Origin of the sequence: Streptomyces solicavernae (assembly GCF_029968095.1) — a bacterium.
GTDB lineage: Bacteria > Actinomycetota > Actinomycetes > Streptomycetales > Streptomycetaceae > Streptomyces > Streptomyces solicavernae.
The window spans coordinates 150,823-159,403 of record NZ_JASCIR010000015.1; the positions used below are offsets into that span (position 1 = coordinate 150,823).

The window sequence follows — 8,581 nt, forward strand, 5'->3', positions numbered from 1 at the left end:
CAAACGGTACAACTCCCCACCATCTCTGGGGAGTTCTGTGAAGACTGTTTAACCAACCCGACCAATCGGGGACAACCACAGTGAAGTTGGCAGCCAACTTTTCCAAGTTAGGACCACCTAACCGCCAACTCCTCCCACCTGAAGGAGGATCCACCATGCCCGTCATCGCCATCCTGGGAGCCGCGTTCGTCATCGGCTTCGAGCAGCTCGTCGAGTGGCAGTACGGCCCGCTGGGAATCGTAGGAATGCTGTTGCTCAGCATCGGGGTCAAGGCCAGGAACGCCGCGTGCAGTTCGCTCGGCGCGGTCGTCCTCGCGGTCCTGGTCACCGGTCCGGCACTGGCCTGAACGTCGCGGCACGCACCAACGGACTCAGTCGAACAGACTCAGTCGAACGGAATCAGTCGAACGGACTCAGTCGAACAGACTCAGAGGACATCCGGACACCACGGACTTCTGGGCGTACGCAGCAGCGCGTCGGCAACGGCGGCGGCGCCTGCCCGTTCCTCGGCCCGGGTCCGCACAGGCCCCGCGCCCGTCCCGCACCGACCTCTGGCCGGTAGCACCCCTCCGCCCACCCATGCCGGTCGCGCACCTCGACGACGAGGGCGCCCGGCATTTCGTACGTCCGCGCCTCCAGGGCCCGTACGACATCCAGGGCGCGCACCCCCCACAGCCAGTCCCCGAGCGGGCCTGCGCCTCAGCGCGCCACCCCGGCCGGTGCCTCAGAACGCCGCGCGGATCTCCCCCACCTCGCGCCCGCCGCCGAGCAGTGGGGCCGCGCCGATGCGGGTGAGGACGGGGGCGTCCACGTCGAGCAGACCGAGGGCGCGGGTCAGGATCGGGCCGAGCGCGCGGAGGCCGCCGTCGTCCACCTTGAACGCGAGCGCGCGGCCGTCCGGCAGGGCCACCGCCTGGACCGCCTCGGCGCCCATCTTCGACAGGACGCCCGGCACCGCCTGCATCAGCCAGGTGTCGGGGCGGCGGGTGCCCGCGACGTACTCGGGGTGGGCCCGCATCGCGTCCGCGACCCGGCGCTCCGGCGTGCCGGGCTCGGCGAGCACGAAGTGCCGGAAGGCGCGGGCGAGGCCGGTGAGGCTGATCGCCATCAGCGGGGCACCGCAGCCGTCGGTGCCGGTCGCGGCGACGGGCTCGCCCGCGACCTCCTCGATGACCTCGCGGACCAGCTGCTGCAGCGGGTGCCCCGGGTCGAGGTAGGACTCCTGGTCCCAGCCCTGTCCGGCGCAGGCGGCGATCATCGCGGCGTGCTTGCCGGAGCAGTTCATGGCGACCCGGTCCCGTACGGCGCCGCCGGCCAGGTACGCCTCCGACTCGACCGGGTCGAAGGGCAGGTCGGGCGGGCACTGCAGGGCGGACTCGGTGAGGCCGAACTCGCCGATCATCGTGCGGACCAGGTCCAGGTGGAAGGGTTCGCCGGAGTGGCTGGCGGAGGCGAGGGCGAGCCGCTCGCCGGAGAGGTCGAGCCCGGCGCGCAGCAGGGCGGCGGCCTGCATCGGCTTGTTCGCGGAGCGCGGGAAGACGGGGGCCGAGACGTCGCCCACGGAGCGCTCGACGCTGCCGTCGGCCGCGAGGAGGACCAGCGAGCCCCGGTGCCGCCCCTCGACGAAACCGGAGCGCACGACCTCCGCGAGGACCGGGGATATGGCGGGCTGCGAGGGGGCGCTGGCGCCGGCGGATGCCGTCATCGTGGGGGGATGCCTTCCGGTGGTCCCGCTCCCGCGCCCACCGGGTCCCGGCGGTCAGGCGAGCAGGTCGTCTACTTGTGCTTCCCCTTCACGGTACCTGCGGGCGATCTCGGCGCTGCAATCGTCGGCCGTGTGCTGCAGGAGCTGGCGGCGCTGCGAGACCTGCTGCTCGTACCGGACGAGGCGGCCGAGTCCGGCGTGCAGCTCGTCGTCGGTGCGGGCGTCCAGGTCGGACAGCTCCACCTCGGCGAGCATCTCGGCGGCCAGGCTGCGGTACTCCTCGCCGTGCGGGGTGCCGACCGTGACGTGCCGGGCCGAGGTGCGGTGCCGGGACGGGGTGTCCGTGAGGATTCCGGAGAGCCGGGCCACCATGTCCGGGCCGGGCGGCGGCGCGGCCGGGTCCCGGCGCCGGGCCAGCTCGGCGCGGAGGATGTCGATCCGGCCCTGGAGCAGCCGCCGCACATAGCTGAGGTCGGCCTCGTCCTGCTGCGAGGTGCGGCGCAGGGCCCGCACCTCGGGCAGCCGGAGCAGCGCCAGATCGTGTTCGGGCAGCTCGGGAAGCCGGTCCCCGGTCCGCTGTGCGGGCGGGCGGGGCGTACTCGTACGGGCGCGTGCCGACGGTACGGGCCCCGGCGGCTGGCCCGCGGTGCTCGACGTGCTGTTCATGCTGTTGACCGTCCCCTCGACCGGTGCGGGGCGCCACGGGCGCGCCGCTGGGCAGCAGAATGCCACCCTTCGTGCCCGAGTTGGGGCGGAGTGCACTCGATCGGCCCCGGATAGCCGTATGGCGTTAGGTGGCGGATGTCGGAAACGGCCCGGAAGTACGCGCGAGAACGGGACCGGACGGGCGGCCGCTCACCGGCCCGCGGGCGCACGGCATCATGGACGGCATGCGAGCAGTGGTGCAGAGGGTGGACGGCGCGAGCGTCGTCGTAGCGGGAGAGACGGTCGGGGAGATCACGGGCGAGGGCCTGTGCGTCCTGGTCGGCGTGACGCACGAGGACACGAAGGAGAAGGCGGCCCAACTGGCCCGCAAACTCTGGTCGTTGCGGATGCTCGACGGCGAGAAGTCGTGCAGCGACATCGACGCGCCGCTGCTCGTGATCAGCCAGTTCACCCTGTACGGCGACGCCCGCAAGGGCCGCCGCCCCACCTGGAACGCGGCGGCACCGGGCGACGTGGCCGAGCCGCTGGTCGAGGAGGTCGTGGCGCAGCTGCGAGCACTCGGCGCGACCGTGGCGACGGGCCGGTTCGGGGCGCAGATGCGGGTGTCCCTGACGAACGACGGCCCGTTCACGGTGCTGCTTGAGATGTGAGGCCCTCACCCCGCCGTGCGGCTACGGCTCGACGACGACTTCCTGAGCCGCCGCAGTCGTACCGACGAGCAGCCCCGCGTCCACCGGAACGTTCCGCTTCACCAGCGCGAGGGCGATCGGCCCCAGCTCGTGGTGGCGGGCCGAGGTCGTGACGAAGCCGATCTTGCGCCCGTCCGGGCCTTCGGCGGCGAGCCGGACCTCCGTACCCCGCCCCGGCAGATGCACCTCGCTGCCGTCCAGGTGCAGGAAGACCAGGCGGCGCGGCGGCTTGCCCAGGTTGTGGACGCGGGCGACGGTCTCCTGGCCTCGGTAGCAGCCCTTCTGCAGGTGGACCGCGGTGCCGATCCAGCCCAGCTCGTGCGGGATCGTACGGTGGTCCGTCTCGAAGCCGAGCCGCGGCCGGTGCGCCTCCACGCGCAGCGCCTCGTGCGCGAGCACACCGATCGCCGGGCCGCTCGCCTCCGCGTACGCCTCAAGCTCCGCGCGCGGCAGGAACAGGTCGCGGCCGTGCGCGGTCTCGCGTACGACGACTCCGTCGGGGGCCGGGGCGATGGAGCCGGCCGGGAGGTGCACGACCGCGAACTCCTCGGTGCGGTCGGCGACTTCGACGCGGTAGAAGAACTTCATCGACTCCAGGTACGCGAGCAGCTCGTCCTGGGTGCCCGGCTCCACGTGCGCCCAGACCGTCGTGCCGTCGTCGACGAGGTACAGGGCGTGCTCGATGTGGCCGTGGGCGGAGAGGATCAGGGCTTCCGTGGCCTGGCCTGGGGGCAGATCGCTGACGTGCTGGGTGAGCAGCAGGTGCAGCCAGCTGAGCCGGTCGTCGCCGGTGACCGCGATGACCCCGCGGTGCGAGAGGTCGACGAAGCCGGCGCCGTCGGCGAGGGCGCGCTGCTCTCGGTACAGCTCGCCGTAGTGCGCGGCGACTCCTTCGTCGACGCCTTCGGCGGGGACGGCACCGGGCAGGGACAGCAGGGGGCTCTTCATATCCACTCAGACTACGACTCGTTGACAGCCGGTCTTATTCCCCGTCCGGGGAGGAATCCGTACCGGCGGAGGAACCCGTACCGGCGGAGGAACCCGTACCGGCCCTGGTGCACTCCCCGCAGCGCCCGAAGATCGCGAAGTGCTTCATGTCGGTGTCGAAGTCGAAGGTCGTACGGAGCTTCTCGATGAACTCGGCGGCGACCTCGACGTCCGCCTCCACGACGCCGGTGCAGTCCCGGCAGACCAGGTGGATGTGGTGGTGCCGGTCGGCGAGGTGGTACGTGGGCGCCCCGTGCCCGAGGTGCGCGTGGCTGACCAGGCCCAGCTCCTCCAGGAGCTCCAGGGTGCGGTAGACCGTGGAGATGTTGACCCCGGAGGCGGTCCTGCGGACCTCGACGAGGATGTCGTCCGGGGTCGCGTGCTCCAGGGTGTCGACGGCTTCGAGGACGAGCTGACGCTGCGGCGTCAGCCGGTAGCCGCGCTGTCTGAGGTCACTCTTCCAGTCGGTGCTCACCACGCGGTCAAGTGTAGGCGGGGCCGGTCACCTGGTCCCAGGCACCGGCTCCGCCCACAGCGGACCGGGGGCTGCGCCCTACTTGAAGAACGCGATGCCGTCGTCCGGCAGGTCCCCGAGGTTCCGGGCCATGTCGGCGACGTCCTCGGGCGAGACGACCTTCTTCAGCTGCGCCGACATGTACGGCCGCAGCGGCACCTCGGGCGTCTGCTTCTCGCCGACCCACATCAGGTCGCTGTTCACGTAGCCGTAGAGCCGCTTGCCGCCGCTGTACGGGCCGGAGGCCGCGGTGCGGGCGACGGCGTCGGTGGCCAGGTCGATCTGCGGCTTCTTGTCGGCCAGCTCGCCGTACCAGACCTCGACGACACCGTCGTCGCGGACCATCACGACCTCGACCTTGCGGTCCTTGCCGACCCGCCAGAAGCCGGACTCGGACTCAAGGGGCCTCACCTTGTTGCCGTCGGAGTCGAGCACCCAGGTGTGGGAGCGGTACTCCAGGAAGTCCCGGCCGTCGTGGCTGAAGCTGACTTCCTGGCCGAAGTTGCACTTCTCGCTGCCCGGGAAGTCGTGCACGCCCGCGCCGGCCCAGTTGCCGAGCAGGAACGTGAGGGGCACGAGGTCCGGGTGGAGGTCGGACGGGATCTCGATCATGGGGTACTCAGGCGATCTGTGTCGGGGAAGCGGTCGTCACGCGGAAGGTCAGCGCTGACCCTGGTACAGCTTCTTCACGGTCAGACCGGCGAACGCGAGAACGCCGACGCAGACCAGAACCAGCAGGGCTGAGAAGAATGCCTCAAGCACGGGATGCTCCTCGATGAGGGGGATGAGCGGGACGGGGCCGCGCCCCAGCTTAGTCCGCCTGCCTTTGTCGTTCTCTGTGAGGTCGTTCTCTTCGGGGCCACGGGGCTACGGGGCTACGGGGCGACGGGGCGACGGGGCGACGGGGCGACGGGGCGACGGGGCGATGCGTGCTACTTGCGGCGCTTGCCGTCCAGCTCGTCCCACCACTCGTCGGACTTCGGGTCGCCGCTGGGGTCGTCCCACCAGCGGTCGTCCGGCCCGCGCCGGTTGGCGACGATCGCGGCGAGCGGCGGGATGACCATGGCGACGACGCACATGCCGACGGCGACGGGGATCGACCAGAGGCGTACGACGGACCACGCCAGGACGAAGAGGCCGAGGCAGGTGCCCATCATGGCGAAGTAGACGTGCCGCCTGCGCGCGTACATACGTCCAGGGTAGAACCGGCCGCCGTACACGGACAGGCCGTACGCGGACAGGCCGTACGCGGACAGGCCGTACGCGGACAGGCCGTACGCGGACAGCATGAAGCCGGAGGACCGCACCCGTGTCCTGGTATGGCGTCCAACCCCCAGGGGTGCGGCCCTCCGGCCGTTCAAACGGTGCCGTGCGTCAGACGGCGATGGCGACCTCGGCGAGGCCGCCGGTCTGCGCGACAACCGTGCGGTCCGCCGTGCCGCCGGGCACGAGGGCGCGCAGCGTCCAGGTGCCTTCGGCCGCATAGAAGCGGAACTGTCCGGTCGCGGAGGTCGGGACCTCGGCGGTGAACTCGCCGGTCGAGTCCAGGAGGCGCACGTAACCGGTGACGGGCTCGCCGTCGCGGGTCACCTGGCCCTGGATGGTGGTCTCACCGGGCTTGATCGTCGCGGCGTCCGGGCCGCCGACCTGTGCTCCACACATAAGTCACTGTCCTCCTGGTTCAGTTGGAGCCGAGCTCGATCGGGACGCCCACGAGGGAGCCGTACTCCGTCCACGAGCCGTCGTAGTTCTTGACGTTCTCGACGCCGAGCAGCTCGTGCAGGACGAACCAGGTCAGGGCCGAGCGCTCACCGATGCGGCAGTACGCGATGGTGTCCTTGGCGAGGTCCACCTGCTCGTCCTCGTAGAGGGCCTTGAGCTCGTCGTCCGACTTGAACGTGCCGTCGTCGTTGGCGTTCTTCGACCACGGGATGTTGCGGGCGCTCGGCACGTGGCCGGGGCGCTGCGACTGCTCCTGCGGGAGGTGGGCCGGGGCGAGGAGCTTGCCGGAGAACTCGTCGGGCGAGCGGACGTCGACGAGGTTCTGCGAGCCGATCGCGTTCACGGCGTCGTCGCGGAAGGCACGGATCGAGGTGTCCTGCGCCTTGGCCTGGTACTCGGTGGCCGGGCGGGCCGGGACCTCGGCGCCGTCGACCAGGTCGCGGGAGTCGAGCTCCCACTTCTTGCGGCCGCCGTCGAGGAGCTTCACGTCCTGGTGGCCGTAGAGCTTGAAGTACCAGTAGGCGTAGGACGCGAACCAGTTGTTGTTGCCGCCGTAGAGGACGACGGTGGAGTCGTTGGCGATGCCCTTCGCCGACAGGAGCTTCTCGAAGCCCTCCTGGTCGATGAAGTCACGACGGACCGGGTCCTGCAGGTCCTTGGTCCAGTCGATGCGGATCGCGTTCTTGATGTGGTTCTTGTCGTACGCCGAGGTGTCCTCGTCGACCTCGACTACGACGACCTGCGGGTTGTCGAGGTTGGCCTCGACCCAGTCGGCGTCAACCAGGACGTCGCTGCGGCTCATGCTGTTTCTCCTCCGGGGCAGTTGCGGCGGGGTGGTGCGTGGTGCGCGAGGGATGGTGCGTGCGGGCGCGGGGTACGCGGCGGCGGCGCGGCGTACGCGGCACGGGGGGGCGGCCCGGTGGGACGTCGGTTCGACGTCGGAGGGCCCGGGGGATACGGGAGTTGGAGCTCCCGCTCAGACGGGGCGACAGAGCATGGCGGCGACGCGGCACAGGTCTACTGCCCGCCGCTTCGTGAGATCCGCCTGTCGCTTCATGCCGTCGATCGTAGGGAGGGATTGGCGGCCATGTCACCGGCGTGTCGTATTTTGAGACTCGATCGTCCGCATAGCGATACGAAAGCCGCCCCGGGGCCCGCGGGAACGGGCTCCGGGGCGGCTGCGGCACCGGTCACATCGATTTTCCGGACGGGTTCGTCTCGGCATCCGGACCACCCCCTGTTCAACCAGAGAGATGGGGCCTCTCGGGCCTTGCGGACCTTGCAGACCTTGTGGGGCCTTGTGGGGCCTTGCGGGGCCTTGCGGGCCTTGCGGGGCCTGTCCGGGCCAGGAGACGGGCCGTACGGGGTCCTGCCGTACCTATCCGCTATCCGGCCAGCTTCACGTCCGACCCGGTCACGGTGATCCGCACGCCGTCCTTCTGCGCCTCGACCTTGTCCAGCTCGATCCCCGCGGGCAGTCCGTCGACCACCTGCTGGAAGTCGGTGATCTGCCGCATCCGCTGCTCGGCGACCGGCACGGCGCCCAGCTTCGGCAGCTTGTCGGCGTGCACCTGCACGGTCTTGCCGCCCTCCACGTTCGCCGAGCTGACCACCTCGACGGGCTCCGGCAGGGTCTGGCCGAGGACGGTCGCCTGGACCGACACCTTGATCTTGCCGTTGCCGCCGTCGGAGAGGCCCACCACCTTCGCCGTCACGCCGGGGGCGACCTCGACGGGCTCGACCTTGGCGGCCTTCAACAGCTCGTCGTACGAGATCCGGGCGGAGCCGGTGGCTTCAGATGCGGTCGCGGAGCTGTAGTCGGAGGAGAACGCGACGCCGTGCATCTGCGCGTCCAGCTCGGCGATCGTCATCTTGCTTCCGCCGTTGGAGGCCTCCATGCCGTCGATCCCGATGGCCACGTCGTCGAGCTCGCCTGCCAGGACCTGGGTGAGGAACGGGAAGCCCTCGATCGTCACCTCGGGGTCCTTCTCCAGCCCCTCGGCGGCACGCAGCTTCGCGGCGACCTTGTCCTCGGCGTAGCCGACGGCGATCCGGTCGGCAGCGATGAACAGGCCGCCGAGCACGATGACGGTGATCAGAAGTATTCGCAGTGCACGCATGGTTCGGTGCTTCCCCCCATGAAGTTCCCCCGCCGGTACGGACGTTCGCGAGCCTAAACGACCGGTCCCCCGCCTCGGGTTCCAGGTGGAAGTGCGACGGGGGACCTGTCGAAGAGCTGTGACAGGCAGGGCAGTTCCTGCCGCTCGCGTCCTGCCGTGCCCAGGGCCTGTCCGGCCC

The 8,581-nt window shown here is 70.5% G+C and carries 12 protein-coding genes and 1 pseudogene; 2 read left to right on the forward strand and 11 right to left on the reverse strand.

Annotated features, from left to right (window positions below; all coding sequences use genetic code 11):
* Positions 1–155 precede the first annotated feature (155 nt).
* Positions 156–347 (forward strand): hypothetical protein, encoded by a 192-nt coding sequence (locus QIS99_RS19070; protein ID WP_282514740.1) that lies wholly within the window; start codon positions 156–158, stop codon positions 345–347.
* 80 nt (positions 348–427) lie between these two features.
* Here the strand turns inward: QIS99_RS19070 and QIS99_RS19075 are convergent.
* The 3 genes and pseudogenes from QIS99_RS19075 to QIS99_RS19085 all read right to left on the reverse strand — a co-directional run.
* Positions 428–681 (reverse strand): annotated as a pseudogene (locus QIS99_RS19075) (GNAT family N-acetyltransferase); the annotation flags it as partial.
* Positions 682–724: 43 nt separating this feature from the next.
* Positions 725–1,705 (reverse strand): asparaginase, encoded by a 981-nt coding sequence (locus QIS99_RS19080; RefSeq protein ID WP_282514741.1) that lies wholly within the window; start codon positions 1,703–1,705, stop codon positions 725–727.
* A gap of 54 nt (positions 1,706–1,759) precedes the next feature.
* The gene (locus QIS99_RS19085) at positions 1,760–2,371 is read right to left on the reverse strand and encodes an RsiG family protein (RefSeq protein ID WP_282514742.1); all 612 of its coding nucleotides are present in this window, start codon (positions 2,369–2,371) and stop codon (positions 1,760–1,762) included.
* Positions 2,372–2,595: 224 nt separating this feature from the next.
* Here QIS99_RS19085 and dtd point away from each other — a divergent pair, with 224 nt between their 5' ends.
* A complete protein-coding gene (gene dtd, locus QIS99_RS19090) occupies positions 2,596–3,021 on the forward strand; it encodes a D-aminoacyl-tRNA deacylase (RefSeq protein ID WP_282514743.1) in 426 nt (141 codons plus the stop codon).
* Positions 3,022–3,042: 21 nt separating this feature from the next.
* Here dtd and ygfZ read toward each other — a convergent pair whose 3' ends face one another.
* The 8 genes from ygfZ to QIS99_RS19125 all read right to left on the reverse strand — a co-directional run bounded on the left by ygfZ (position 3,043) and on the right by QIS99_RS19125 (position 8,403).
* A complete protein-coding gene (ygfZ, locus tag QIS99_RS19095; protein WP_282514744.1) occupies positions 3,043–4,008 on the reverse strand; it encodes a CAF17-like 4Fe-4S cluster assembly/insertion protein YgfZ in 966 nt (321 codons plus the stop codon).
* 34 nt (positions 4,009–4,042) lie between these two features.
* Entirely contained in the window at positions 4,043–4,525 is a 483-nt protein-coding gene (locus tag QIS99_RS19100; protein ID WP_282514745.1) for a Fur family transcriptional regulator, read from the reverse strand.
* Positions 4,526–4,600: 75 nt separating this feature from the next.
* A complete protein-coding gene (locus QIS99_RS19105) occupies positions 4,601–5,173 on the reverse strand; it encodes an FABP family protein (RefSeq protein WP_282514746.1) in 573 nt (190 codons plus the stop codon).
* 320 nt (positions 5,174–5,493) lie between these two features.
* Positions 5,494–5,751 carry a DUF3099 domain-containing protein gene (locus tag QIS99_RS19110; protein WP_282514759.1) on the reverse strand — a complete coding sequence of 86 codons (258 nt, stop codon included), beginning with the start codon at positions 5,749–5,751 and terminating at the stop codon, positions 5,494–5,496.
* 184 nt (positions 5,752–5,935) lie between these two features.
* Positions 5,936–6,223: a DUF1416 domain-containing protein gene (locus QIS99_RS19115; RefSeq protein ID WP_282514747.1), complete on the reverse strand. Its 288-nt coding sequence runs from the start codon at positions 6,221–6,223 to the stop codon at positions 5,936–5,938.
* A 19-nt stretch (positions 6,224–6,242) separates the two neighbouring features.
* A complete protein-coding gene (locus tag QIS99_RS19120) occupies positions 6,243–7,085 on the reverse strand; it encodes a sulfurtransferase (protein WP_282514748.1) in 843 nt (280 codons plus the stop codon).
* Positions 7,086–7,259: 174 nt separating this feature from the next.
* On the reverse strand, positions 7,260–7,340 hold the full coding sequence (locus tag QIS99_RS32360) for an Ms5788A family Cys-rich leader peptide (RefSeq protein ID WP_351229977.1): 81 nt from the start codon (positions 7,338–7,340) through the stop codon (positions 7,260–7,262).
* A 328-nt stretch (positions 7,341–7,668) separates the two neighbouring features.
* On the reverse strand, positions 7,669–8,403 hold the full coding sequence (locus QIS99_RS19125; RefSeq protein ID WP_282514749.1) for an LmeA family phospholipid-binding protein: 735 nt from the start codon (positions 8,401–8,403) through the stop codon (positions 7,669–7,671).
* Positions 8,404–8,581: the final 178 nt, after the last annotated feature.

What these genes read in the sequence shown, in the direction of transcription:
- QIS99_RS19070 (WP_282514740.1), top strand. Translation starts at nt 156, where the DNA reads ATGCCCGTCATCGCCATCCTGGGAGCCGCGTTCGTCATCGGCTTCGAG.
- QIS99_RS19080 (WP_282514741.1), bottom strand. Translation starts at nt 1,705, where the DNA reads ATGACGGCATCCGCCGGCGCCAGCGCCCCCTCGCAGCCCGCCATATCC.
- QIS99_RS19085 (WP_282514742.1), bottom strand. Translation starts at nt 2,371, where the DNA reads ATGAACAGCACGTCGAGCACCGCGGGCCAGCCGCCGGGGCCCGTACCG.
- dtd (WP_282514743.1), top strand. Translation starts at nt 2,596, where the DNA reads ATGCGAGCAGTGGTGCAGAGGGTGGACGGCGCGAGCGTCGTCGTAGCG.
- ygfZ (WP_282514744.1), bottom strand. Translation starts at nt 4,008, where the DNA reads ATGAAGAGCCCCCTGCTGTCCCTGCCCGGTGCCGTCCCCGCCGAAGGC.
- QIS99_RS19105 (WP_282514746.1), bottom strand. Translation starts at nt 5,173, where the DNA reads ATGATCGAGATCCCGTCCGACCTCCACCCGGACCTCGTGCCCCTCACG.
- QIS99_RS19110 (WP_282514759.1), bottom strand. Translation starts at nt 5,751, where the DNA reads ATGTACGCGCGCAGGCGGCACGTCTACTTCGCCATGATGGGCACCTGC.
- QIS99_RS19115 (WP_282514747.1), bottom strand. Translation starts at nt 6,223, where the DNA reads ATGTGTGGAGCACAGGTCGGCGGCCCGGACGCCGCGACGATCAAGCCC.
- QIS99_RS19120 (WP_282514748.1), bottom strand. Translation starts at nt 7,085, where the DNA reads ATGAGCCGCAGCGACGTCCTGGTTGACGCCGACTGGGTCGAGGCCAAC.
- QIS99_RS32360 (WP_351229977.1), bottom strand. Translation starts at nt 7,340, where the DNA reads ATGAAGCGACAGGCGGATCTCACGAAGCGGCGGGCAGTAGACCTGTGC.
- QIS99_RS19125 (WP_282514749.1), bottom strand. Translation starts at nt 8,403, where the DNA reads ATGCGTGCACTGCGAATACTTCTGATCACCGTCATCGTGCTCGGCGGC.